Annotated in this window: 24 protein-coding genes and 1 pseudogene; 13 read left to right on the forward strand and 12 right to left on the reverse strand. The window is 70.9% G+C overall.

The genetic code is table 11. From position 1 onward, the window contains the following. On the forward strand, positions 1-558 hold the full coding sequence (locus EDD93_RS07400) for a DinB family protein (protein ID WP_185092232.1): 558 nt from the start codon (positions 1-3) through the stop codon (positions 556-558). A gap of 167 nt (positions 559-725) precedes the next feature. On the opposite strand, the gene EDD93_RS07405 is transcribed toward EDD93_RS07400, so the two are convergent. Next, positions 726-1,700, reverse strand: coding sequence for an endonuclease/exonuclease/phosphatase family protein (locus tag EDD93_RS07405; protein ID WP_123527630.1), 975 nt, complete (start codon positions 1,698-1,700; stop codon positions 726-728). Positions 1,701-1,850: 150 nt separating this feature from the next. Between EDD93_RS07405 and EDD93_RS07410 the strand changes: the two genes are divergently transcribed. Both EDD93_RS07410 and EDD93_RS07415 read left to right on the forward strand, forming a co-directional pair. Beyond that, complete coding sequence (locus tag EDD93_RS07410; RefSeq protein ID WP_123524397.1) at positions 1,851-2,291, forward strand: hypothetical protein; 441 nt, start codon at positions 1,851-1,853, stop codon at positions 2,289-2,291. Positions 2,292-2,359: 68 nt separating this feature from the next. Continuing rightward, positions 2,360-2,746 carry a tautomerase family protein gene (locus EDD93_RS07415; RefSeq protein ID WP_123524398.1) on the forward strand — a complete coding sequence of 129 codons (387 nt, stop codon included), beginning with the start codon at positions 2,360-2,362 and terminating at the stop codon, positions 2,744-2,746. A 99-nt stretch (positions 2,747-2,845) separates the two neighbouring features. Here EDD93_RS07415 and EDD93_RS07420 read toward each other — a convergent pair whose 3' ends face one another. The 3 genes from EDD93_RS07420 to EDD93_RS07430 form a co-directional block, all read right to left on the reverse strand. Next, the gene (locus EDD93_RS07420; RefSeq protein ID WP_123524399.1) at positions 2,846-3,316 is read right to left on the reverse strand and encodes a DUF5959 family protein; all 471 of its coding nucleotides are present in this window, start codon (positions 3,314-3,316) and stop codon (positions 2,846-2,848) included. A 46-nt stretch (positions 3,317-3,362) separates the two neighbouring features. Further along, positions 3,363-4,643, reverse strand: coding sequence for a lipase family protein (locus EDD93_RS07425; RefSeq protein WP_123524400.1), 1,281 nt, complete (start codon positions 4,641-4,643; stop codon positions 3,363-3,365). Positions 4,644-4,892: 249 nt separating this feature from the next. Continuing rightward, positions 4,893-5,555: a CGNR zinc finger domain-containing protein gene (locus tag EDD93_RS07430; RefSeq protein WP_185092233.1), complete on the reverse strand. Its 663-nt coding sequence runs from the start codon at positions 5,553-5,555 to the stop codon at positions 4,893-4,895. Between the two features lie 193 nt (positions 5,556-5,748). Between EDD93_RS07430 and EDD93_RS07435 the strand changes: the two genes are divergently transcribed. Further along, positions 5,749-6,819, forward strand: coding sequence for an aldo/keto reductase (locus EDD93_RS07435; protein ID WP_123524402.1), 1,071 nt, complete (start codon positions 5,749-5,751; stop codon positions 6,817-6,819). Between the two features lie 18 nt (positions 6,820-6,837). Here EDD93_RS07435 and EDD93_RS07440 read toward each other — a convergent pair whose 3' ends face one another. Further along, the gene (locus EDD93_RS07440; RefSeq protein WP_123524403.1) at positions 6,838-7,485 is read right to left on the reverse strand and encodes a TetR/AcrR family transcriptional regulator; all 648 of its coding nucleotides are present in this window, start codon (positions 7,483-7,485) and stop codon (positions 6,838-6,840) included. A 97-nt stretch (positions 7,486-7,582) separates the two neighbouring features. Here EDD93_RS07440 and EDD93_RS07445 point away from each other — a divergent pair, with 97 nt between their 5' ends. Then, positions 7,583-8,554, forward strand: a complete 972-nt coding sequence (locus EDD93_RS07445) for an aldo/keto reductase (protein WP_123524404.1) — start codon at positions 7,583-7,585, stop codon at positions 8,552-8,554. 88 nt (positions 8,555-8,642) lie between these two features. Here the strand turns inward: EDD93_RS07445 and EDD93_RS07450 are convergent, their stop codons facing one another. Then, the gene (locus tag EDD93_RS07450) at positions 8,643-9,527 is read right to left on the reverse strand and encodes an NmrA/HSCARG family protein (protein ID WP_123524405.1); all 885 of its coding nucleotides are present in this window, start codon (positions 9,525-9,527) and stop codon (positions 8,643-8,645) included. Positions 9,528-9,662: 135 nt separating this feature from the next. Continuing rightward, positions 9,663-10,187, reverse strand: coding sequence for a GNAT family N-acetyltransferase (locus tag EDD93_RS07455; protein WP_123524406.1), 525 nt, complete (start codon positions 10,185-10,187; stop codon positions 9,663-9,665). Positions 10,188-10,361: 174 nt separating this feature from the next. Between EDD93_RS07455 and EDD93_RS07460 the strand changes: the two are divergent. Then, positions 10,362-10,942, forward strand: a pseudogene (locus EDD93_RS07460) (carboxymuconolactone decarboxylase family protein). Next, positions 10,939-11,808 carry an RNA polymerase sigma-70 factor gene (locus EDD93_RS07465; RefSeq protein WP_123524407.1) on the forward strand — a complete coding sequence of 290 codons (870 nt, stop codon included), beginning with the start codon at positions 10,939-10,941 and terminating at the stop codon, positions 11,806-11,808. The pseudogene EDD93_RS07460 and the gene EDD93_RS07465 overlap by 4 nt, the downstream one beginning before the upstream one ends. 44 nt (positions 11,809-11,852) lie before the next feature. Here the strand turns inward: EDD93_RS07465 and EDD93_RS07470 are convergent, their stop codons facing one another. Next, positions 11,853-12,344, reverse strand: coding sequence for a hypothetical protein (locus tag EDD93_RS07470; RefSeq protein WP_123524408.1), 492 nt, complete (start codon positions 12,342-12,344; stop codon positions 11,853-11,855). 99 nt (positions 12,345-12,443) lie between these two features. Between EDD93_RS07470 and EDD93_RS07475 the strand changes: the two genes are divergently transcribed. From EDD93_RS07475 to EDD93_RS07485, 3 genes are all read left to right on the forward strand, one after another. Next, on the forward strand, positions 12,444-13,043 hold the full coding sequence (locus EDD93_RS07475; RefSeq protein ID WP_260255653.1) for a hypothetical protein: 600 nt from the start codon (positions 12,444-12,446) through the stop codon (positions 13,041-13,043). A gap of 257 nt (positions 13,044-13,300) precedes the next feature. Then, entirely contained in the window at positions 13,301-14,278 is a 978-nt protein-coding gene (gene pip / locus EDD93_RS07480; protein ID WP_123527631.1) for a prolyl aminopeptidase, read from the forward strand. 63 nt (positions 14,279-14,341) lie between these two features. Next, the gene (locus EDD93_RS07485) at positions 14,342-15,337 is read left to right on the forward strand and encodes an aldo/keto reductase (RefSeq protein ID WP_123524410.1); all 996 of its coding nucleotides are present in this window, start codon (positions 14,342-14,344) and stop codon (positions 15,335-15,337) included. A gap of 276 nt (positions 15,338-15,613) precedes the next feature. Here EDD93_RS07485 and EDD93_RS07490 read toward each other — a convergent pair whose 3' ends face one another. Then, positions 15,614-16,948 (reverse strand): MFS transporter, encoded by a 1,335-nt coding sequence (locus EDD93_RS07490; RefSeq protein ID WP_123524411.1) that lies wholly within the window; start codon positions 16,946-16,948, stop codon positions 15,614-15,616. A 96-nt stretch (positions 16,949-17,044) separates the two neighbouring features. Next, the gene (locus EDD93_RS07495) at positions 17,045-17,485 is read right to left on the reverse strand and encodes a MarR family winged helix-turn-helix transcriptional regulator (protein ID WP_123524412.1); all 441 of its coding nucleotides are present in this window, start codon (positions 17,483-17,485) and stop codon (positions 17,045-17,047) included. Positions 17,486-17,629: 144 nt separating this feature from the next. On the opposite strand from EDD93_RS07495, the gene EDD93_RS07500 reads away from it, so the two are divergent. Then, positions 17,630-17,836: a ribbon-helix-helix protein, CopG family gene (locus EDD93_RS07500; protein ID WP_123524413.1), complete on the forward strand. Its 207-nt coding sequence runs from the start codon at positions 17,630-17,632 to the stop codon at positions 17,834-17,836. A 31-nt stretch (positions 17,837-17,867) separates the two neighbouring features. On the opposite strand, the gene EDD93_RS07505 is transcribed toward EDD93_RS07500, so the two are convergent. Next, positions 17,868-19,322 (reverse strand): NCS2 family permease, encoded by a 1,455-nt coding sequence (locus tag EDD93_RS07505; RefSeq protein ID WP_123524414.1) that lies wholly within the window; start codon positions 19,320-19,322, stop codon positions 17,868-17,870. Between the two features lie 187 nt (positions 19,323-19,509). Between EDD93_RS07505 and EDD93_RS07510 the strand changes: the two genes are divergently transcribed. Continuing rightward, positions 19,510-19,803 (forward strand): DUF2530 domain-containing protein, encoded by a 294-nt coding sequence (locus EDD93_RS07510; protein ID WP_123524415.1) that lies wholly within the window; start codon positions 19,510-19,512, stop codon positions 19,801-19,803. Positions 19,804-19,918: 115 nt separating this feature from the next. After that, positions 19,919-22,402, forward strand: coding sequence for an HAD-IC family P-type ATPase (locus EDD93_RS07515; protein WP_123524416.1), 2,484 nt, complete (start codon positions 19,919-19,921; stop codon positions 22,400-22,402). Positions 22,403-22,430: 28 nt separating this feature from the next. Here EDD93_RS07515 and EDD93_RS07520 read toward each other — a convergent pair whose 3' ends face one another. Next, a complete protein-coding gene (locus tag EDD93_RS07520; RefSeq protein WP_123524417.1) occupies positions 22,431-23,174 on the reverse strand; it encodes a calcium-binding protein in 744 nt (247 codons plus the stop codon). Position 23,175 lies beyond the last annotated feature (1 nt).

Below are 23,175 nucleotides of genomic sequence, written 5' to 3' on the forward strand. Positions count from 1 at the left end.
ATGAGCGAATCAACTCCCCAGTCGTCACCGTCCACGACCACTTCTGAAGCGGACTCTCTGCTTGCGGTGCTGGAGCGCAACCGCCGGACCTTCGCCTGGAAAACGTCCGGACTCGACGAGAGCGGGTTGCGTGCGACCACGGCCGCCAGTTCGATGACGCTGGGCGGACTCATCAAGCACGTGGCCTTGGTCGAGGCGGACTGGCTGGCCGTGAAGCTGGCCGGCCGCGAGCACGGGGCGCCTTGGGACTCCGTGGACTTCGACGCCGACCCCGACTGGGAATGGCGGACCGGAGCGTTGGACTCTCCGGATGACGTGTACGCACTCTGGCGCGCTGCTGTCGACCGGTCGCGGGAGCTCGTGAGCGAGGTCATAGCGGAGCGCGGGATCGACGGACCGGCATCGTTCACCTGGCCGAACGGTCGTACACCCAGTGTCCGCGACATGCTCCTGGACATGATCGAGGAGTACGCACGACACACAGGCCACGCCGACATCCTCCGCGAGGCGGTGGACGGCTGCGTGGGCGAGAACGCACCCAAGGACTTCACACTCTGAGGCGGGGCCAGACGGCTTCAGCGGGGTTGAGCTCGGTTGCGCAGGGCGGGAGTTGGCAGACCGACAGCCAGTCACGGGCCGCGATCAGCCGCTGCCCGGGGCGGGTGCATATCGGCGCGGCGGGTGAGACACGTTTCGTTCGCGCCAGGGCACCGTGACCGGGAGCGTCAGTCCAGCCTGATCCGCGCGGCCACCGGCAGATGGTCGCTTCCGGTGGACGGCAGGGTGCGGATGTCGACCACCGTCGCCGAGCCGGCCATGACCTGATCGATCCTGGCCATCGGGAACGACGCCGGGAAGCTGAAGGCGAACCCCCGCTCCGCCACGTTCAGCCGTGAGGTGAGCGGAGACAGCCCCCGGTCCTCGACCGTGCCGTTGAGGTCTCCCATCAGGACCACCTTGCCGGTCTTCTCGGCGGCGAGGGCCCGGCCCAGCAGACCGGCACTCTCGTCCCGCAGGGAGGAGGCGAGTCCGCTCGTCCGGATGCGGACCGAGGGCAGGTGCGCGACATACGCCGCGACGTCACCGTGCGGGGTGTGGGCCACCGTGCGCAGCCCCCGGCTCCAGCCCTCCTCGATCCCGTCCGGCCTGATGTCCACCAGCCGGGTACCGGACAGCGGATGCTTCGACCAGAGCCCGACGGTGCCCCGGACCTCGTGGTACGGGAAGTCCGGGGCGAGGGTCTTCTCGTACACCGGGAGCGCGGCCGGTACGAGCTCCTCCAGCGCGATGAGATCGGGACCGGCACCGGCCAGGGTGCGGGCCGTGCCCGCCGGGTCGGCGTTCTCGTCGCTGACGTTGTGCTGCACCACGACCAGATCCCGCGTACCGGCGTCCGCCCCGGGCCCGAGCAGCCCGCCGAAGAGGTACGTCCACACGGAGACCGGCAGGAGCAGGGCCATCAGGGCGGTGGCCGAGCGGCGCACCAGGGCCAGGACGAGCAGGAGTACGACGACCACGCCGAGCCAGGGCAGGAACGCCTCCAGCAGACTCCCCAGGTGTCCGGCGGAGTTGGGCACCTGCCGGTGGAGCGCCAGCAGAGCGCCCGTCAGCACCGCGAGGACCGCGAGGACCCGCCCCCGCGCCGGAAGGGGCCGCAGCCGGGGCGCCGCCGCCCCCTCCCCCTCCGCCGTCGGCCTCATTCCGCTGTCCACGCGTTCCGCCATGTCTTCCCGTCCGCTCGGTCCTGCCTATCAGGACGGGCTGCGGGCCCGATCAGTTTCAGCGGCCGCGCCGTGCGGCCTCCGCCCGCCCCGGGCGGGTGACGGAGCCCGCTGCCGTACAGTCCGGCCATGACGAACGCCGCGACGCCGGGACCGCACCCGGACCGCCCCGGCTCCGGCCGCTCTGTGAGCATGCGGGACGCCGTCTCGGACTCCTGGTCCGTCCGGGCGGCCGCGGGACGGCAACTGGCGGCCGCCGCGGAGGTGCCCGAAGTGGCCCGGGTCCTGGCCCGGTTGCTTCTCGACGCGCACGACACCTACGTCACCCGGGAGACCGCGCAGGCGCTGCTCCTGCGCTGGGACGAGCACGGCCTGCGCCTGGTCCTGGCCGCACTCGCCACGGCGGACCCGGACACCGGTGACGACCTCCAGGTCGCGGTCACAGACGTGTGCGAGCAGTCGGCCGAGGACATCGAGCGCCTCACCGCGCTGGCTACGGCGCTGGCCTCGGACCCGGATGCCGGGGTCAGGGAGGAAGCGCGCGGGCTCCTCGGCCGGCGGCAGCCGTAGAGGGGCGTGTGTACCTACTAGTACGTACACTCGCAGGTGTCATGCCGCAGCTCGCACCTGGAGGCGCAATGCCGCTTGTCCGTATCGATGCCCTGGGCTGCGACGCCCAGCGCCTGAAGGCGCTGGGACAGGCCGTCCACGAGGCCCTCGGCGAGGCGATGGGCTTCCCGGACGACGACCACTTCCAGATCCTGACCGGGCACGACGGGGAGCGAAGCCTGCTGCGCCACGGCACCTATCTCGGCGTGCGGCGGGACGACGGCATCGTGTACGTGGGGATCACGTTGCGGGGCGGCCGGCCATCCGCGCAGAAGCAGGCGCTCTACCGCCGCATAGCCGAACTCGCCCAGGAATACGCGGGAACGGAACCCCGCAACGTGTTCGTCACGCTGACCGAGAACACCGATGCCGACTGGTCGCTCGGCAACGGGGAGGCCCAGTACCTCGACAGGTGATGTCGGCTTACGGGTCAGGCCGGTCCGGCGGTGTGACTGGATGGTGTCGTACGGGTCGCAGGGCATGGAGATCGACGGTGTTCCGGCATCCGTCACGGCTCAGCTCTTGCGGCCGGGGCTCCACTCGTAGGCCATGGGTGCCGTCTCCACCACTTCGCTGGGCCAGGCTTCTCGGACGAGGGCAAGTCGCTGGTGGTGGTCCCGGGCCCAGGTCTCCTGTTGTCCGATTCCTAGCGCGAGGGTCATGCGGTCGGGGTCCTCGACCGTCAACGACCACGTGCGGTCCTGGTGCATGAAGAAGTGGAGACGCAGTCCACGGTCGTTGCCGATGGTTGCGCTTCCACCCGGTGCGAGCTGTGTCAGGTCGTGCTGCCAGGTATCCAGGTCCTTCTGGACCAGGTAGAGCTCGAGCCTGGCATCGACGAAGCTCGCGGAGACCAGGACGTCGGCGCGCAGCACATCGTGGCCGGGCAGCACTCCGGGCTGGGCGCGCCCAGTGACGCGGACGACGCACCGGTTGCCGTCCGCGTCTCCCATGTCGATCAGGTCCACCGAGGCCGCATCGGTCACCGCTGGTCTCGCTCTCTTGTGAGGGGCTGCACTGCATCCTCTCGTATCACAACGCCTGTTGGACCAGCTGATCCCTCCTCGTGCCGGCCGGGGACGAACCCGTCCCGCCTTCGCTGGAGCCCGTCGGCTCGTCGAAGAACCTGATGATCCTGGGCAGGGCCTGCCGCATCGATTCGGTGTGTTCGTAGTCGCCGACATCGGTCAGCCGGTTGTCGGCACCGTTCCTCGTCAACTGGGCCGAGCAGTAACCGGCGTGGGAGAAGTCGACGTCCTTGTCGCCCCGGCCGTGGAAGATGGTCACCGGGACGTCCGGCCGCCAGTCGCAGGTGTGGTCCATCGGGCGCAGCCTGTCCTTGAGCACACCGCTGGGGTGACGGATCTTGTTCAGGAAGTCCTCGGTGAACAGGTCCCGTGCTGTCGAAGGCAGTTCGGCGACGAGCTGCTCGGTGGTGTGATCGCCGTCGAACAGGCCCTCCACCTTCTGGTCGTAGGGGGCGCGGAACGCCTCGCCGGGCGAGCGGTACAGGCCGTAGGCCTTGTTCCACGCGGTGACGAAGTACGCGAGGTAGAGGCCGGACTTCTCGATCCTGTCGTCGGCCGCGGCGGCCTCGAAGGCGGAGAGGTCGAAGGGGCCGCTGACCGGGGCGAGTGCGCCCAGCCCGAAGTAGCGGTCGGCCCCCTCGTCCTGCAGCGCCCGGCCCACCAGCATGGCCGCGGGTCCGCCCTGGGAGAAGCCGCTGACCCGCACCTCGCGCTCCAGCTCCAGGCCCTTGCGACGGGTCAGCGTCCTGGCAGCGCGCAGGCCGTCCACGGACGCCGCCACGGTGGCTCGCGGGTCACCGTAGGGGTGGAATCCCTCGCCCTCGCCGAGGCCCACGTAGTCGGGGGCCGAGACCGCCCGCCCGGTCGACGCGAAGAGCAGCGCGGCGAGCCGGTCGTCCGACGCGGGGTCCTCCGAGGCGACGTCCTTGCGGTAGACGGTGGTGCCGTGCAGCCAGGAGACGGGCGACAGGCGGTGCCCCGCGTTTCTGGGCAGGGCAACGAGCTGGCTCGCGGTCGTGGGCGCACCTGAGCTGTTGGTGGTGCGGTACACGACCTGATATGCCGTCACTCCGTAGCGGACCCGGGACGAGTCGATCTTTCCCCGGAGCCGTCCGGACACCTCGGCCGCCGTCAGCTCGTCCACCTGCTTCACGGAGACGACGTCCCCGTCCCGCGTCCCCCGGCTGTGCGAGTCGGCCGCCGAGGCGGGAGCGATGAGGGTGGCCACGCTGCCCAGCAGGGCGGCACCGGTCAGTATGCGTAACGTGTTCCGCGTTGAAGTCATGTCAAGATCCTCGCCGTCGGCCACCCCCCGGGACCATGGCACGGGCCCCCCGGCCCGAGGGGGGCTACCCGCATCAGTGTTCCTGGCGGCTCCCGGCGCAACGCGCCCCGACCCGACCCGTCCGGCCGCCGGGAACGCGCGCTCGGGCGGGCCGCCGTCCGGTCTGACGCGGGCAGACGCGGCCGGACCCGGCGTCCGTACCGGCGGGCCGCCCTGAACCTGCGCATGCCCAGTCCGCCCGCCCCGCCGTCAGGACGCCTGTGCGCAGGAGGCGTCCTTGATGCGGTTGCGGTACGCGCGCTGCGCCGCCTGCGAGCTGCACGCGGTGCTGCAGTAGAGCCCGGAGGTGTTGCGGGTCCGGTCGAAGAAGCCCGAGTAGCAGGTGGGGTTCTTGCAGATCTTCATGCGCAGCCAGGCGCCGCGCGCGGCCAGGTCGGACGCGGCAGCGAGCAGTCCGGCGAACGCGCCGAGCACTCCGCTCTGTGCCGGCACCGCGCGGCAGCCCTCCGCGGTGACCCTGAGGGTGAGCGGATAGCGGTCGGCGACGCGCCCCAGGTACTGCTCGGCCTCCGGCAGCCGGTCCGCGCTGCCCTCGCAGCCGGAGCGGGACAGGAAGACCGTGACGAGCGCGGCCCGCAGCTCGTGCGCGGCCATGACATCAGCCCCGGTCACGGCCGCGTCGGCCGCCATCAGTCCGGCTCCGCTCAGCCAGGCGGTGAGGCTCGCGCTGTCGCCGAGCAGTTCCACCGGCCCGCTGCCGTGAGGCGTCGTGTTCACGAACCCGAGGAGCACGGCCGAGCTCTCGCACAGCTCCGACGGACCCGCACCCGCACCCGTGCCGGTGCCCGTACTCGCCACCGTGCCGGTACCCGCAGCCGTATTCGTACCCATGTCGCCCACCACCTGCCGCATGCCTGCCTCCTCCGGGCAACCTATCTCAACGGTGGCGGCGTACGCCATGGCCGGCGATATTCGTTAAGCCGTTTTGCCAATAACTCTTGACCGAACATGACCATGAGACGTTATGTTCGTTCGCGTTACGGCCATCACTCGCACCGGGTGGTGACGTGTACCGGCCGTGCAGCCGCTTCAGAGACGGGGACAGATGACGCTCGACGCCTACTACACGCTCGGCCGGTCCGGACTGCGGGTCAGCCCGCTCGCGCTCGGCACGATGACCTTCGGCCAGCCCGACTGGGGTTCCGATGCCCGGACATCTGGAGAGATCCTGGACGCCTACCTCGACGCCGGCGGCAACTTCGTCGACACCGCCGACATCTACAGCCAGGGCGCCGGCGAGGAGCTCGTCGGCAAACTCCTGGCGGAGCGCGGCGTCCGCGACCGCACCGTGCTGTCCACCAAGTTCACCCTCGGCGGGCGCGAGGGCGATCCGAACGCGGGCGGCAACGGACGCAAGGCGATGCTGCGTTCCCTGGAGGGTTCGCTGCGCCGGCTCGGGACCGAGTACGTGGATCTGTACATCGTGCACGCGTGGGACGCCCTCACCCCGGCCGAGGAGGTCATGCGGGGCCTGGACGACCTGGTCTCCTCAGGCAAGGTGCGGTACGTCGCACTCTCCGACGTACCGGCCTGGTACGCGGCACGCGCCCAGACCCTCGCCGAGTGGCGCGGCTACGAACCGCTGGTCGCGCTCCAGCTGGAGTACTCGCTCGCCGAGCGCGGCCTGGAGTACGAGTTCCCGTCCCTGGCGCAGGAGTTGGGCATGGGCCTGATGACCTGGGGCCCGCTCGCCAAGGGCCTGCTGTCCGGCAAGTACTCCGCCGACGCCTCGACGGCCGCCGACCTGCCGGAAGGCCGCCTCAAGGTCGCCGTCTCCACGGGGACCATGGCGGACAACCGCAGCGAGCGCAACTGGCGCATCGTCACCGAACTGGGCAAGGTGGCGCAGGAGATCGGCAGGAGCCCCGCCCAGGTGGCGCTGAACTGGGTGGCCAACCGGCCCGCCGTGGGCTCGGTGATCCTCGGGGCCAGCAAGGCCGCGCAGATCCGCTCCAACCTGGACGCGCTCGATTTCTCCCTGCCCGGGGAGCTCCGCGCCCGGCTGGACGAGGTCAGCGCCCCGCCGCGCGCGGTGCCGTACGCCTTCGTCGACTCGCTCCAGGCCCGGCTGAACGGCCAGGTCTGGAACAAGCGCCCCGGGTACTACACGCACTGAGTACTGGGCGGGCCCGTCTCAGCGCGCCGGCGGCGGCCGCAGGGCGTCCATGACCAGGTCGATCAGGCGGCCGGTCTGCCCGGAGGTGTGGGCGGAGGCGCCCGCGAGGAAGATGCCCAGCAGCATCACCGTGACGTCGTCCGGCTCGACGTCGGCGCGCAGCGAACCGGCTCCGGCTCCGGCCTCGCCCCCCGCCCCGGCTCCTGCGGTGAGGATCGTGGCGATGGCGGCCGTGATGCGCTCCCGGGTCGCGGGGGTGGCGATCCGGCCCGAGGCCCAGCCCGCGCGGAGCGTGTCCGCCATGCCGCGCTTCGTGGCGATGAACGCGGCGTAGCGCTCGATCCAGGCCCGGAGCGCCGCGTCCGGCGGAAGGTCCTTGAGCAGGGCGGGGGCACTGGCGGCGACATCGTCGAGCTCGGCCGCGTACACCGCCTCGACCAGCGCCTCGCGGGTCGGGAAGTGGCGGTAGAGCGTGCCGATGCCGACGCCGGCATCGCGGGCGATGCCTTCGAGGGAGACCGTGCCGTCGGCTGCCGCGAAGGCCGCCCCGGCGACCTGGACGAGCTTGTCCCGGTTGCGCTGGGCGTCGGCGCGAGGGGTGCGCGGCTTCTTCCCCTTCCCCGGACCGGGAGGCGTCGGGTGGCTGGGTACCGGGTCGGTGGACATCAAAACGGAGGCACCTCCGATACGAATGCTACAGTCGGTTAGGCGGAGGCCCCTCCGGTTCTCCGCTTCTCCATCGTCTCATGAGGACGGAATCTCCATGACCGCGAACGGCTCCCCCACGCCCTCTCCCGCCTCCCCTTCCTCGTCCGCCCCGCTCACGGCCTCCGGCGTCCCGCGCGCCGGAGGGGCCGGACCGCTCGGGGACCTCACCGTCTCCCGTATCGGCTACGGCGCGATGCAGCTGGAGCGGCTGCGCGACGACCGCGACGCCGCGCTCGGGCTCCTGCGCCGCGTGGTCGAACTCGGCGTCGACCACGTCGACACCGCCGAGTTCTACGGCAACGGCTTCGTCAACGGGCTCATCCGGGACGCGTTCCGCCCCGAGGACGGCGTTGTGGTCGTCAGCAAGGTCGGCGCCGACCCCGACCCGGACGGCCCCTTCCCGATGCGCCCCGCCCAGCGGCCCGAGCAGCTGCGGGACAGCGTCGAGGACAACCTCAGGTCGCTCGGCCTCGACTCCATCCCGGTGGTGAACCTGCGCCGCCTGGACACCCGGCCGGGGCTGCGGGCCGAGGGGGACCAGGTGGTCGACCTCGACGACCAGCTCGCCGTGATGACCGCGATGCGGGACGAGGGCAAGATCGGCGCGATCGGCCTGAGCGCCGTCACGCTGGACGGAGTGCGCCGGGCCCTGCCCGCCGGGATCGTCTGCGTCCAGAACCTGTACAGCCTGGTGTCACGCGAGGACGAGGAGATGCTGCGGCTCTGCACCGAGGAGCGGATCGCGTGGGTGCCGTTCTTCCCGCTCGGCGGCTCCTTCCCCCGCCTACCGAAGGTGACCGACGAACCGGCCGTCATCGCCGCTGCGGAGTCCCTCGGCCGTACGCCCGCGCAGGTCGGCCTCGCCTGGCTGCTCCACCACGCGCCGAACACCCTGCTCATCCCGGGCACGGCGGACATCGGCCACCTGGAGGCGAACGTCGCCACCGGAACGATCCGCCTCGACGATGCCGCGCTGGCCGCGCTGGACGCCGTCGAGTCGCGCTCCGTCCACGACGCACTGGACTGAGCCCGCCGCCCGCCGCCCGGCGCCGCCGACCGGTCACGCCGGTCGGCCGGTCACGCCGGTCGCCCGGTCATACGTCGGCCGCCCCGGTTCACGCGCCCGTCGTCGCGGGCTCCGCAGGCACAGCCCAGTGTTCGCCCACCCAGCCCTCCAGGGTCGTCAGGTAGGGGTGGCGGGCGCGCAGGCCCGGCAGGTCGGCCACGAAGCCGACCGTGTTGAACCAGTCGAACATGGCGGCCATCTCCTCGCTGAAGGCACGCACCTGCTCGATCGGCTGGGAGTCGAAGCGCACCGGGCGGCCCGCGGCGCGGGAGAAGACCTCGGCCATCTCCGGGCCGGTCAGCTCGTCGCCGGCGAGCTCGATGGCACGCCCGAGGTAGTCGGCCGGAGCGCCGAAGACCTCGGCCGCGATGTTCCCGATGTCGGCAGGGGTGATCATCTGCAGCCGCGTCTGCGGCAGCACCGCCAGCGTGAGGACGAGCGAGCCCTCGGCCCACTGCGGTCCCAGGCCCTCGAAGTTGGTGATGAAGAACGTGGGCCGCAGGATCGTCGCGGGCAGCCCGAGCGCCTCGATGTGCCGCTCCACCCGGCCCTTCGACGCGAAGTGCCCCACGGCACCGGGGCGGTCGGAGCCATCGACCGAGCTGTAGACGAAGTGCGCGACACCGGCGCGGGCCGCCGCCTCCGCGACCGCCCTGCCCTGGCGCACCTCCCCGTCCAGACCGTCCGGCCCCGTGAACGTCTGGACGCTGAAGACCCCGTACGCCCCCGCCAGGACCGCGTCCAGCGAGGCCTCGTCGTCGAGGTCCCCCCGGAACAGGACCGCGCCGGCCGCCTTCAGCGCGAGCGCCTCGGCCCGGTCCGGGTCGCGGACCAGGGCGCGCACCGTCCAGCCGTGGGACAGCAGCGCGCGGGCGGCGGCACCGCCCTGCCGGCCGGTCGCACCAGTAACCACCACGACACGGTTGTCAGACATCGCAAGCTCCTCGACAGCGCAGGTTCCGGGCCGGCCGCTCAGGCCGTCCCGCGATACGCGTAAGCCTGCTTGCTCAACTGCGGTTGAGGTCCATTGCATATGGCCCACCTCACACAGACGGGGCCCACCCCGCGATCACCGGATGTCGCGCGTGGCCTTCTCCAGCAGCGTGAACGACTTGGGCGCGCCGCCCGGCTGCGGCTTGCCCGCTATCCGCCCGACGGCCCGGTAACCCTCGTCCAGGTAGTAGGAGTTCAGGCGCGCGTTGTCCGCCAGGCAGTCCAGACGGACGAACTCCCGCCCCTCGGCGGCGACCCGGCGCTCCGCAGCGTGCAGCAGCAGCCGGCCGGTCCCGGGCGGGGCGGCATCGCGATCCACCATCAGCCGGTGCACATAGCCGGCCACCGGCGGCTGCGGCCCCCAGGCGGCCTCGTCCTCCCACCACAACTCCCAAGCCCCGAAGAGCCGTTCACCGGCTTCGGCCAACCAGACCTCGCCGCCGCGCTTCACGGTCAGCCGGAAGTGGTCCTCGCTCAGTTCGCCCGGCTGCCACTGACCGGTGATGCCGCGCGCGAGCATCCACCGGGCGGCGTCGTCACGCAGGCGGACGACAGCGGCGAGGTCGCCGTCATCGGCGAGGCGAAGGTCCAGGTTGTCCATCGCCCGATCGTCGCACGGGGCTGGCGGCCGCCCGCGGCGGCCGACGGGCTTCCGTCCGGAGCTCGCCCCCGCGCTCGCCGTACGGCTTCTCCGGCGGCTGTCACATCGGCGGGACGGGCGGTGTCTTCATGTCACACGGGCCGGACAGACCGGCCGGACACACAGGAGGACATCATGGCGCTACGGGTTCCCAGGGCCGAGGTCTCGACACCGCTGCGAGCGAGAACATGGTCAAGCAGCTCGGCGTCGTACCCGACCCCTTCGCGGTGGCGTGGAACAGTCCTGCGGTCGCCTCGGCCAATACGGAGCTCGCGGCCAAGGCGGGAGCGTGGAAGGAGGTCGACGAGGGTCTCAAGTCGTTCGCGCACATGGCGGTCGCGTCCCAGGTCGGCTGCGCCTGGTGCCTCGACATCGGCTACTTCCTGGCGCAGAACCAGAAGCTGGACGTCAACAAGGCCAGTCAGGTGCCACGTTGGCGGGAGTCGGACGTGTTCACACCCCTCGAACGGGACGTGCTGGAGTACGCCGAGGCGATGACGAACACGCCGCCGACCGTCACGGACGAGCTGTCCGCGGGCCTGCTCGACCGGCTCGGCCCGGCGGCACTGGTCGAGCTGACCGCGTTCGTCGCCTTCACCAACATGGCGACCAGGAACAACGCGGCGCTCGGTATCGAGTCGCAGGGCTTCTCCGACGCCTGCGAGATCCCCCTCGCCCCGCGTCCCGGTAACTCCGGCGTAGTGTCGGCGACATGAGCGAGGACCCGTTCGTCACCCACCGCAGCCTGCTCTTCACCGTCGCGTACGAGATGCTCGGCTCGGCGGCCGACGCGGAGGACACGCTTCAGGAGTCCTGGCTGCGATGGGCCGGCGTCGACCGCTCGCAGGTACGTGATCCGCGGGCGTACCTCGTCCGGATCGTGACCCGGCAGGCACTCAACCGGCTGCGGTCACTGTCGCGCAGCCGCGAGGACTACGTCGGGGAGTGGCTGCCGGAACCCTTGCTGACCAGCCCGGACGTGGCCGAGGACGTCGAACTCGCGGAAAGCGTCTCGATCGCGATGCTGACCGTGCTGGAGACCCTCGGCCCCACGGAGCGGGCGGTGTTCGTGCTCCGCGAGGTGTTCGAGCTGCCGTACGGAGAGATCGCCGAGGCCGTGGGGAAGTCCGCCGCCTCGGTCCGCCAGACCGCACGGCGGGCCCGCGAGCACGTCGTGGCCCGGCAGCCACGGGTGCGGGTGAGCCGGTCGGAGCAGCAGGCCGTGGTGGAACGCTTCCTCAGCGCGCTGCGCACCGGGCGGCTCCAGGAGCTGATGGAGCTCATGGCGCCGGACGTGGTCCTGCTCGCCGACGGCGGCGGCGTCGCGGCGGCCGCTCTGGTTCCGGTCCACGGGGCCCTGTCGGTCGCGGAGTTGCTCGCCCGCGCGGGCCGGCCGGGCGCCCCCGAGATCGCGACGACGCCGGTGTGGCTCAACGGCGCACCGGCCGGCCGGATCGAGCTCGGCGGCGAGTCGACGGCGGTGAGCCTCGCGGTGGAGCACGGGCGGATCACCCGGGTCTACCTGATGCGCAACCCGCACAAGCTGACCCGGCTGGACGAGCCGGCCGCACTCGCCCGGTAGACCGGCGCGACCCAGTCGCAGAGAGCGGCTCCCGGGGCACTCGTTCAGCGCTCCGGGAACCGCTCGCCGCACTCGCCGCAGTACTTCGGCGCCGGCTCCTGGGACATCCGGCCGCACTCCGGGCACACCCGGTCCAGGGAGCACGGCGCCTCGCCGCCCTCCTGTGCGAACACCGCCGGCTTGATGGCCAGCCCGGGACGGCGACGGTGGACCGTGAGGTAGGCGAGACCGTCCGGGCCCGCGGCCAGGGCGCGCCGCGAGGTGCGGGGCAGCCAGGTGACCGTGGACGGGGTCAGCTCCAACGGCGCACCGCCGCCGCCCGGAGTGAGGCGGCCGCCGCCCGCGAGGACCACGAGGAGGACGTCGAGCACGTCCTCCTGGTGCTCACCCACCTCCGCACCGGGCGGGAGGCGCACCAGGTTCGCGTCCAACTCCCTTCCCTGCTGCGCCAGTTGCCACAGGGCCCCGCGGTCGTCGGGGGCTGCGGTGGCGAGCAGGTCATCGAGTACGGCCAGTACCTCGGGGGTCGCGTTCACGGCTCCTACGCTACGCCGCAGGCCAGAACGGTGGATCGGGCCGATGGGAGTCCTTCCGAAGCAGCCGGTCCGGGGAGAGGACCGCTGTACTCTCCGCCCATGACGCCCATGACGCCCGCAACGCCATCGACGCCCCCCATACCCTCGGCCACGACCGCCGAGTGCGTCGCGCTCACCCGGAACCTCCGCCGCCGGGGCACGCTCGTCCTCTCGGTGTTCGCCGTGATCTGGGCCTTCGCCGGTGCGTCCGGACTGGCGTCCTCCGGCGCGGCCCTGGCCGTCGAGATCGTCGCCGTACCGCTGACGGCGGTGGCGATCGTGCTCGCCTACCGCAAGGGCGCCGCCCCCTCGCCCCGCGTGGTGAGCCTGCCGGAGAACTGGGCGCGCGCGGTCGGCATCGTGAACGTCGTCGAGGTGGCCGCCGTCTTCGCCGTGATCGCGGCGTCGAACGCCTCCGGCCACCCGGAGTTCATCCCGGCCGCCATCGCGCTGGTCGTGGGCCTGCACTTCTTCCCGCTGGCGCGCTTCTACGACCAGTGGCAGTACAAGGGGACGGCGGCCCTGTTGAGCGTCGTCGCAATCGTCGGGTTCGCGCTCATCGCGGCCGGACTGTCGGGCGAGAGCGTGCGGGCCGTGGTGGGGCTGGGCTCCGCGGCGGCGCTGTGGGTGTCCGCATACCACGTCGCCGTGAAGGGCTGAGCCCCGCGGGCAGACCCCAACCACCCGCGAAGAGAAGGCTCTTCGAGCGAAGGCCCGTTCCGTCGGACTCCCCTCGCGGGCCCGCCCGAGACGCTTGGACGAACGGGATCACACGAGAATCCGTTCGAGGCGGCCGCAGGTGAAGCCGTCGGAGGCGACGAGGACCACGGGCGAGCGGGCCGGGACCACCTCCGTGTGAGAATTCCGGGGCCGGGGCGGGCCCCTCGGTACGTCGCCGAGGAACGGGAGTGAGCACCGTGCAGCGCCACCCGGACGAGAAGTACCCGCCGATCGAGCCGTACGAGCAGGGGATGCTCGACGTCGGGGACGGCAACCTCGTGTACTGGGAGGTGTGCGGCAACCCGGCCGGGAAGCCCGCCGTCGTCGTGCACGGCGGACCGGGCTCGGGGTGCAAGGAGCGGCCCCGGCAGTACTTCGACCCGGACCGCTACCGGGTGATCCTCTTCGACCAGCGCGGCTGCGGCCGCTCCACCCCGCACGCGAGTGACCCGGCTGCCGACATGCGGTTCAACACGACGGACCGGCTGATCGCGGACATGGAGCGGCTGCGCGTCCGGCTGGGCGTCGACAAGTGGCTGCTGTACGGGGGCTCCTGGGGCTCGACGCTGATCCTCGCGTACGCCGAGCGGTACCCGGAGCGGGTCAGCGAGATCGTGATCCCGGCCGTCACCACGACCCGCCGCTCCGAGATCGACTGGCTGTACCGGGGCGTGGGGAACGTGTTCCCCGAGGCCTGGGACCTGTTCCGGGCCGGGGTCCCGGAGGCCGCGAGCGACGCGACCCCCGACGTGCTCGTCGCGTACGCCGCGCGCACGGAGAGCCCCGACCCCGAGGTACGGGCGCGGGCGACCGCCGACTGGTGCGCCTGGGAGGACGCGGTGCTCTCCCAGGAGGCGTACTCCGGACCGCCCCCGTACAGCGGCCGGCCCGCACGCGCGCAGCAGGCGCTCGTACGGATCTGCGCGCACTACTTCTCCCACGGCGCCTGGCTGGAGGAGGGGCAGCTGATCCGGGACGCCGGGCGGCTGGCGGGAATCCCGGGTGCGCTGGTGCACGGCCGCTTCGACCTGGGCGGTCCGCTGATCACCGCCTGGGAGCTGGCGAAGGCGTGGCCGGACGCGGAACTGACCGTGATCGACGACGCCGGGCACCTCGGCGGGGCGGCGACGAGCCGGGCGGTGCTGGCGGCGCTGGACCGGTTCGCGCGCGGGTAGGACCGCCGCCCCGGGGACATCCGCCCTTGCTTCGAGCGGACTCCAAGGCGTTGGCTTGGTCCCATGAAGTACACGCAGCTCGGACGCACCGGACTCAAAGTCAGCCGTCTCGTTCTGGGGACGATGAACTTCGGCCCCCAGACCAACGAGAGCGACAGCCACGCACTCATGGACGCCGCCCTGGACGCGGGTGTCAACTTCTTCGACACCGCGAACGTCTACGGCTGGGGCGAGAACAAGGGCCGCACGGAGGAGATCCTCGGCACCTGGTTCGCCCAGGGCGGCGACCGCCGCGACAAGGTCGTCCTCGCCACCAAGGTCTACGGCAACATGGCCGCCGACGGCGAGGCCTGGCCCAACCACGACAAGCTCTCTGCGCTCAACATCCGCCGCGCCGTGGACGCCAGCCTGAAGCGGCTGCAGACGGACCACATCGACCTTTACCAGTTCCACCACGTCGACCGGTCGACCCCGGTCGAGGAGATCTGGCAGGCCATCGACGTACTGATCCAGCAGGGCAAGATCCTGTACGCCGGCTCGTCCAACTTCGCCGGATACAAGATCGCCCAGGCCAACGAGGTCGCCCGGCAGCGCGGCAGCTACGGGCTGGTCAGCGAGCAGTGCATCTACAACCTGATGGAGCGGGGCGCCGAGATGGAGGTCATCCCGGCCGCCCAGGAGTACGGCCTCGGCGTCATCCCGTGGTCGCCGCTGCACGGCGGCCTGCTCGGCGGCGCGCTGCGCAAGGAGCGCGACGGCGGCGGCGCCCGATCCACCTCGGGCCGCTCCGGCGACGCGCTCGCCGACCCGAAGGTGCGGGCCCAGATCCAGGCGTACGAGGACCTGCTGGAGAAGCACGGCCTGGAGCCCGGCGAGGCCGGTCTGGCCTGGCTGCTGACCCGTCCCGGCGTCACGGGCCCGATCTCGGGTCCGCGTACCCGCGAGCAGCTGGACTCCGCGCTGCGCGCGGTGGAGCTGGAGCTGTCGGACGAGGTGCTGACGGCCCTGGACGAGATCTTCCCGGGTCCGGGCCCGTCCCCGGAGAACTTCGCCTGGTAGACGCGGCCCGGCTTACGGCCGTCCCCGGCAGACCGATCAGCCGAGGGCGGCCGCCACTGCGACGACGGCGAACATGAGCACGAGCACGGCCGCCATGATGCGGTTTCTGGTCTTGGGATCCACCCGACGAGCGTAACCGGCTCGCCCGGCGTTCCCGCGACCAGGCCCGCATCGCCCGCACCTGCGGCTCCCCCGTGACTGATCCCGCCCGGCACGCGATACGGCCCCGTACCGGATACCCGGTCGGGGCCGTGATCGTGTGTGGCCGGGCGGGTCTCAGGCCGCCGTGGCCAGCTGCTCGCGCGGGACGAACCGTACGTGCGGGCGGCCGGGGCGCAGGTCGACCTGGAGGCGCAGGCCGCCTACGCGGGCCAGCATGAAGCCGACGCCGAGTGCGGCGACCAGCGAGAACGCGCCGCCGACCGCCATTCCGGTGCGGACGCCGTACGCGTCGCTGATCCAGCCGACGATCGGGGCGCCCACCGGCGTACCACCGGCGAAGACCATCATGTACAGGCTCATCACCCGGCCGCGCATGGCCGGGTCGGCCGCCATCTGGACGCTGGTGTTCGCGCTGATGTTGGTCGTCAGACCGATCATGCCGATCGGCAGGAGCAGCAGCGAGAACAGCCAGACGGACGGCGACATGGAGGCGATGACCTCCAGCAGACCGAACAGGGTGCCGGCGCCGACCAGCATCCGCAGCCGCGACGAGCCGCGGCGGGCGGCGAGCAGGGCCCCGGCGAGGGAGCCCGCGGCCATCAGGATGTTGAAGAACGAGTACATCCCGGCGCCGCCGTGAAAGACCTCGTCCGCGAAGGCGGTCAGGAAGATCGGGAAGTTGAACCCGAACGTGCCGACGAAGCCGACGAGGACGATCGGCCAGATCAGCTCCGGGCGGCCGGAGACGTAACGCAGCCCCTCGCGCAGCTGGCCCTTGGCGCGCGGTACGACCACGGCCTTGTGCAGCTCGCTCGTGCGCATCATCATCAGGCCGACGAGCGGCGCGAGGAACGACAGGCCGTTGAACATGAAGGCCCAGCCGCTGCCGACCGAGGTGATCAGCACACCCGCGACGGCGGGACCGATGAGCCGGGCGGACTGGAAGTTCGCCGAGTTCAGACTGACCGCGTTGCGCAGCTGGGCGGGGCCGACCATCTCGGAGACGAACGACTGGCGGGCCGGGTTGTCCACGACCGTGACCATGCCGAGCAGGAACGCGATCAGGTAGACGTGCCACACCTGGACCACGCCGGACAGCGTGAGCACCGCGAGCGCGACACCGCACAGGCCGAGCGCGGCCTGGCTGATGAGCAGGAGCTTGCGCTTGGGCATGCGGTCGGCGATGACGCCGCCGTACAGGCCGAAGAGCAGCATGGGGAGGAACTGGAGTGCCGTGGTGATGCCGACGGCGGCGGCGGACCCGGTGAGGCTCAGGACGAGCCAGTCCTGCGTGATGCGGGACATCCAGGTACCGGTGTTGGAGATCACGGCGCCGGTTGCGAACAGGCGGTAGTTACGGATCTTCAGCGACGAGAAGGTCCCGCCGGGCTTGCTCTCGTGGGTGGAAGTCGGTGCGGGGGCGGAGTCTGCTCCGGATCCCGTACTCAAAAGGGTTCGCCTCCTCGGGCGTGGACATGGTGCTGACTGACGGGGATGCGGCGGTGGGGGCGGTGCGCCGGTCATGGTCCGGCGCGGCCCGCTCCGCTACAGGTGGGCGAGCTTCTCCAGCACGGGGGCCGCGTTGCGAAGCGTCTCCCACTCGTCCTCGTCCAGGCCTTCGGCAAGGGTGGTCAGCCAGGCGTTCCGCTTGTTGCGGCTCTCGGCGAGCATGGCCTCGGCCTGCTCGGTCTGGCTGACCATCTTCTGACGACGGTCATCGGGGTGCGGTTCCAGTCTGACAAGTCCCTTGGCTTCCAGCAGCGCGACGATGCGGGTCATCGACGGGGGCTGCACATGCTCCTTGCGGGCCAGCTCACCGGGGGTGGCCGAACCGCAGCGGGCGAGCGTGCCGAGCACCGACATCTCGGTGGGGCTCAGCGACTCGTCGACGCGCTGGTGCTTGAGGCGCCGGCCGAGCAGCATGACGGCGGAACGAAGGGAGCTCACGGCGGCGGCACTGTCGCTGTCGTGGATCAGGTCAGGCATGTTTGTTAGCGTAACTCATTACCTACCCTAAAGACCACTCGTGTTACACGCGCGAGACCCGAATCACCAATCGATCACCCAAACGAGTGAGTCAGTTCCGGAAAGTCACGTGTATCGGGCCCGGGGAACGTAACCCTGCATGACATGGGATCGACAGTGCTCAGCCTGCGGATAGACGGTGAGCTGCTCGACCGGCTCAAGCAGCACGCCGCCAGACGCGGAATGAGCGTCCAGGACTATGTGGTCCGGACGCTCATTCGCGATGACTTCGACGAGCGCTTCCAGGCGGCCGTCGACGGGACGGAGAAGTTCTACGGAGCGGGCGGGCGCGCGGCCGAGGAGGTCACCTGACCCCCTCGGCCGCGCGCCCGCCCGCGAGGGATCACGTGAGGCCGAGCGCCGGCATCGCGTAGTAGAAGACGAAGACCGCCGACACCACGTACATGGCCACCGGCACCGAGCGACCGCGCCCGGCGGCCAGCCGCAGCACGCAGAACGCGATGAAGCCGACGCCGATGCCGTTGGTGATCGAGTACGTGAACGGCATCATCACCATGGCGAGGAAGGCCGGCATCGAGAGCGTGTAGTCGCTCCAGTCGATGTCCCGCACCGAGCCCGCGATGATCAGGAAGCCCACCGCCAGCAGGGCCGGAGTGGCCGCCTGCGAGGGGACCATCGTCGCCAGTGGTGTCAGGAACAGCGCCGCCGTGAACAGCAGACCCGTCACGATGCTCGCGAAGCCCGTGCGGGCCCCCTCACCGACACCCGCCGTGGACTCCACGAAGCAGGTGCCCGCCGAGGCGGAGCCCGCGCCGCCCGCGGCGACCGCGATGCCGTCGACGAACAGCACCTTGTTGATGCCGGGGAAGTTGCCGTCCTTGTCCGTCAGCTTGGCCTCGTCGCCGACGCCGAGGATGGTGCCCATCGCGTCGAAGAAGCAGGACAGCAGCACGGTGAAGACGAACAGGATGCCGGTGAGCATCCCGACCTTGTCGAAGCCGCCGAACAGGCTGACCTTGCCGATCAGCCCGAAGTCCGGCGAGGCGACGGGGTTGCCCGGCCACTGCGGGACGGTCAGGCCCCAGGCCTCGCCCGGCAGGTCCGCGATCGCGTCGATGATCAGCGCGACGACCGTCATCGCGACGATGGAGATCAGGATCGCGCCCGGCACCTTGCGGACGATCAGCGCGAGCGTGAGCAGCGCGCCGAGCACGAAGACCAGCACGGGCCAGCCGTTGAGGTGGCCGTCGTTGCCGAGCTGCAGCGGGACGGTGGTGTGCGCGACGTCCGGGATGCGGGAGACGAAGCCGGAGTCGACCAGACCGATCAGCAGGATGAAGAGGCCGATGCCGATCGCGATGCCCTTGCGGAGCGAGGTCGGTACGGCGTTCATCACGCGTTCCCGCAGGCCGGTCGCGACCAGCAGCATGACCACGATGCCCGCGAGGACGACCATGCCCATCGCGTCGGGCCAGCTCATCCGGGGGGCGAGCTGGAGGGCGACGACGGTGTTGACGCCGAGGCCGGCGGCCAGCGCGATCGGCACGTTGCCGATGACCCCCATGAGGAGCGTGGAGAACGCGGCCACCAGCACCGTCGCGGTGACCAGCTGGCCGCTGTCGAGCTGATGCCCGTACATGTCCTTCGCGCTGCCCAGGATGATCGGGTTCAGCACGATGATGTACGCCATCGCGAAGAAGGTGGCGAATCCGCCACGGATCTCGCGCGCGACCGACGACCCCCGCTCGGAGATCTTGAAGAAACGGTCCAGGCCTCCGGAGGGCTGGGGAGCCGGGGGCTGTCCGGAGTCGACCGGAGCGGTGGCCGAGGGGGGCATCTAAGACCTCAGTCATACGTAGAGGGGGACTAAATGTGGTCAGCTTTGGACTTTCACACGAATAATTCGAGACAGTCGTAAGCAGATTCAGTATGAATACATAAGGCGAAGATCGCTATCTCCGCGCGTAGACCCTTGGGCCGACTGGCCCGGCGGCCTTTATGTACGCGCCGCATACACTGACTGCATGGCGAAGTGGACACCGAAGCACGAGGCACCCGAGCCCCTGGAGGGGCCCGTCGTCGCCACCATCACCGGCGGCACGATCCTCTGGTTCGTCCTCTTCCTCGTCCAGCTCCCGTTCTACGGCTGGTTCGACGACCACGGGCACCTGTGGTGGGTATGGACCTGCCTGGCCGGCGGAGGCCTCGGCCTGATCGGCATCTGGTACGTACGGGGACGCGACGCCGCGATCAAGCGGGCCGAGGCCGCCGACGCGGGCCCGCAGAGCGATTCGGACACTCCCGGCGCCACCGCCTGAAAGCGGACCCCGGCGCGGGCCGCGTACCACCACGGGACGATTCCCGTCCTCCCCCGGTCTGATCTTCGGATCACCCGGTGGGTGAACCGGACGTTCCACCCGTACCGTCAGAACCATGACTCAGCGGGCACTCGACCCCTCAGGGGATGAGCCGAACAGATCCTCCGTGCCTTCCGGCACCGACCGGCCGGTGATGATCGACGCCGGCAGCGAGCTCGACCCGGTGCACCCGGTCGAGCCCCCGGCCCCGGGCGGCGGGCGCGGGCTGACCTCGGCCGAGGTCGCGGAGCGGATCGCCCGGGGCGAGGTCAACGACGTCCCCGTGCGCTCGTCCCGGTCCGTGCGCGAGATCGTCCGCGCCAACGTCTTCACCCGGTTCAACCTGATCATCGGCGTGCTCTGGCTGATCATGCTGTTCGTCGCGCCGATCCAGGACAGCCTCTTCGGCTTCGTGATCATCGCCAACACCGGCATCGGCATCGTCCAGGAGTGGCGGGCCAAGAAGACCCTGGACAGCCTCGCGGTCATCGGCGAGGCCAAACCCACCGTCCGGCGGGACGGGGTCGCCGCCGAGATCTCCACCTCCGAGATCGTCCTGGGCGACCTCGTCGAGCTCGGCCCCGGCGACAAGGTCGTGGTCGACGGCACGGTCGCGGAGGCCGACAGCCTGGAGATCGACGAGTCCCTGCTGACCGGCGAGGCCGACCCGGTCCTCAAGCGCGCCGGCGACCCGGTCATGTCCGGCAGCTTCGTCGTCGCGGGCGGCGGCGCCTTCGCCGCGACCAAGGTCGGCCGCGAGGCCTACGCCGCACAGCTCGCGGAGGAGGCCTCCCGCTTCACGCTCGTCCAGTCCGAGCTGCGCAGCGGCATCTCCACCATCCTCAAGTACGTCACCTGGATGATGATCCCGACCGCGATCGGGCTGATCCTCAGCCAGCTGGTCGTCAAGGACCACAACTTCAAGGACTCCGTCGCCCGGACCGTCGGCGGCATCGTCCCGATGATCCCGGAGGGCCTGGTCCTGCTCACCTCGGTCGCCTTCGCGATCGGGGTGGTCCGGCTGGGCCGCAAACAGTGCCTGGTCCAGGAGCTCCCCGCCATCGAGGGCCTGGCCCGGGTCGACGTCGTCTGCCTGGACAAGACCGGCACCCTCACCGAGGGCGGCATGGACGTCACCGAGGCCCGCGCGCTGAACGGCACCGACGAGCCCTACCTGCACCGCGTACTGGCCGCCTTCGGCGCCTCCGACCCACGGCCCAACGCCAGCCTCCAGGCGATCATCGACGCCTACCCGGTCCCGGACGGCGAGGGCTGGCACGTCACCCAGGCGCTGCCGTTCTCCTCGGCCCGCAAGTACAGCGGCGCCGCCTTCGACGAGGCCGGCGGGCAGTCCTCCGGCTGGCTGCTCGGCGCCCCCGACGTGCTGCTCCCCGAGGACGACCCTGCTCTCACCGAGATCGAGCAGCTCAACCAGCAGGGCCTGCGCGTCCTGCTCCTGGCCCGCGTGGACGGGCAGCTCGACGACCCCGCGACGGCGACCGGGGCGGAGCCGGCCGCGCTCATCGTCCTGGAGCAGCGGCTGCGGCCCGACGCGCAGGAGACGCTCGCCTACTTCGCCGACCAGCGGGTCGCCACGAAGGTGATCTCCGGCGACAACGCCGTATCGGTCGGCGCCGTCGCCGCGAAGCTCGGACTGCCGGGCGCCGAGCACACCCTGGACGCGCGCCGGCTGCCCACCGACCCGGACGAGATGGCCACCGCCATGGAGGAGAACGCGGTCTTCGGCCGCGTCACCCCGCAGCAGAAGCGCGAGATGGTCGCCGCCCTCCAGTCCCGCGGCCACACCGTCGCGATGACCGGCGACGGCGTCAACGACGTGCTCGCCCTCAAGGACGCCGACATCGGCGTCTCGATGGGCTCCGGCTCGGAGGCGACCCGCGCGGTCGCCCAGATCGTGCTGCTCAACAACAGCTTCGCGACGCTGCCGTCCGTCGTCGCCGAGGGCCGCCGGGTCATCGGCAACATCACCCGGGTCGCCACCCTGTTCCTGACGAAGACCGTCTACTCGGTGCTGCTGGCCGTCCTGGTGGTCTGCTTCCAGGTCGAGTACCCGTTCCTGCCCCGGCACCTGACCCTGCTGTCGACACTGACCATCGGCATCCCGGCGTTCTTCCTCGCCCTGGCCCCCAACAAGGAGCGCGCGCACCCCCACTTCGTGCGGCGCGTCATGCGGTACGCGGTCCCGTCCGGCACGATCGCGGCCGTCGCCACCTTCGTGACGTACCTGCTGGCCCGGCACCACTACACCGGGTCCGGCGCGCTGGACGCGGAGACCAGCGCGGCCACACTCACGCTGTTCCTGGTCTCGATGTGGGTCCTGGCGATCATCGCCCGCCCCTACACCTGGTGGCGGATCTGCCTGGTGGCGGCGATGGGGATCGCGTTCCTGATCGTGCTGGTCGTGCCGTGGCTGCAGGACTTCTTCGCACTGAAGCTGGTGGGCGCGACGATGCCGTGGACGGCGGTGGGCATCGCCGTGATCGCCTCGGCGGCGCTGGAGTTCGCCTGGCGACTGGTGAGCCGCCGCTTCCCGGTGTAGCGGGAAGCGGCGGCCCGCCGCGCGGAGGCTACTTCACGTCGACGAAGTCACCCGTGGAGTTGACGGCCGGAGTGGAGGCCGTACCGGCGAAGCTGTAGCGCCAGTAACCGTCGACCGAGGCCTTCACCGTGGTCTTCAGGGCGCCGGTGCTGTTCGTCTTGACGGTCTTCACCGTGCCCCAGGTCTTGCCGCCCTTCTTGAGGAACTGCAGCTTGACCGACTGGCTGGTGTAGCCGTGGTACTTGAAGTCGTCCCAGTTGGCCCGTGCCAGCTTGCCGGTGACCGTGAGGGTCTTGCCCTTCTTCACCGGCTCGGGGGCGGCGTTGACGGTCTGCGTGGCCGCCCGCTGGAACTTGAAGGACGCGGCCTTCTCCTTCCAGACGAAGTCGCCGTCCTTGGCGTCCACCCACGCGTCGACGTACCAGGTACCGGCGACGTCGTTGGAGTACGGCAGGTCGACCTTCGGGTCGACGGTGAACGACGCGGTGCAGGTGCTGCCGGAGCACTTGGTGCTGGTCGGCGACAGGTAGCCGAACCCGGGGCCGACCAGCTCGATCTCCATCCCCTTGATGCCGGAGTTGTCCTTGCCGGTCACCGCGACGGAGAACTTCTTGACGGCGCTGGTGCCGACCACCACGTTCTTGCCACCGTTGACCGTGACCTTGGTGATGGCGGTGTCGCCCGAGTGGCCGTTGGCCTGGGCGGCCGGTACGGCGAGGGCCAGCAGTGCCAGAGCACCGACGGCGACGGTCGCGGAGGTACGCATGCGCATG

Source organism: Streptomyces sp. 840.1 (assembly GCF_003751445.1).
Classification (GTDB): domain Bacteria; phylum Actinomycetota; class Actinomycetes; order Streptomycetales; family Streptomycetaceae; genus Streptomyces.

Coding starts and splice junctions, on each gene's coding strand:
- EDD93_RS07400 (WP_185092232.1), top strand. CDS start 1: ATGAGCGAATCAACTCCCCAGTCGTCACCGTCCACGACCACTTCTGAA.
- EDD93_RS07405 (WP_123527630.1), bottom strand. CDS start 1,700: ATGAGGCCGACGGCGGAGGGGGAGGGGGCGGCGGCGCCCCGGCTGCGG.
- EDD93_RS07410 (WP_123524397.1), top strand. CDS start 1,851: ATGACGAACGCCGCGACGCCGGGACCGCACCCGGACCGCCCCGGCTCC.
- EDD93_RS07415 (WP_123524398.1), top strand. CDS start 2,360: ATGCCGCTTGTCCGTATCGATGCCCTGGGCTGCGACGCCCAGCGCCTG.
- EDD93_RS07425 (WP_123524400.1), bottom strand. CDS start 4,643: ATGACTTCAACGCGGAACACGTTACGCATACTGACCGGTGCCGCCCTG.
- EDD93_RS07430 (WP_185092233.1), bottom strand. CDS start 5,555: ATGCGGCAGGTGGTGGGCGACATGGGTACGAATACGGCTGCGGGTACC.
- EDD93_RS07435 (WP_123524402.1), top strand. CDS start 5,749: ATGACGCTCGACGCCTACTACACGCTCGGCCGGTCCGGACTGCGGGTC.
- EDD93_RS07440 (WP_123524403.1), bottom strand. CDS start 7,485: ATGTCCACCGACCCGGTACCCAGCCACCCGACGCCTCCCGGTCCGGGG.
- EDD93_RS07445 (WP_123524404.1), top strand. CDS start 7,583: ATGACCGCGAACGGCTCCCCCACGCCCTCTCCCGCCTCCCCTTCCTCG.
- EDD93_RS07450 (WP_123524405.1), bottom strand. CDS start 9,527: ATGTCTGACAACCGTGTCGTGGTGGTTACTGGTGCGACCGGCCGGCAG.
- EDD93_RS07455 (WP_123524406.1), bottom strand. CDS start 10,187: ATGGACAACCTGGACCTTCGCCTCGCCGATGACGGCGACCTCGCCGCT.
- EDD93_RS07465 (WP_123524407.1), top strand. CDS start 10,939: ATGAGCGAGGACCCGTTCGTCACCCACCGCAGCCTGCTCTTCACCGTC.
- EDD93_RS07475 (WP_260255653.1), top strand. CDS start 12,444: ATGACGCCCATGACGCCCGCAACGCCATCGACGCCCCCCATACCCTCG.
- EDD93_RS07485 (WP_123524410.1), top strand. CDS start 14,342: ATGAAGTACACGCAGCTCGGACGCACCGGACTCAAAGTCAGCCGTCTC.
- EDD93_RS07495 (WP_123524412.1), bottom strand. CDS start 17,485: ATGCCTGACCTGATCCACGACAGCGACAGTGCCGCCGCCGTGAGCTCC.
- EDD93_RS07500 (WP_123524413.1), top strand. CDS start 17,630: ATGGGATCGACAGTGCTCAGCCTGCGGATAGACGGTGAGCTGCTCGAC.
- EDD93_RS07505 (WP_123524414.1), bottom strand. CDS start 19,322: ATGCCCCCCTCGGCCACCGCTCCGGTCGACTCCGGACAGCCCCCGGCT.
- EDD93_RS07510 (WP_123524415.1), top strand. CDS start 19,510: ATGGCGAAGTGGACACCGAAGCACGAGGCACCCGAGCCCCTGGAGGGG.
- EDD93_RS07515 (WP_123524416.1), top strand. CDS start 19,919: ATGACTCAGCGGGCACTCGACCCCTCAGGGGATGAGCCGAACAGATCC.
- EDD93_RS07520 (WP_123524417.1), bottom strand. CDS start 23,174: ATGCGCATGCGTACCTCCGCGACCGTCGCCGTCGGTGCTCTGGCACTG.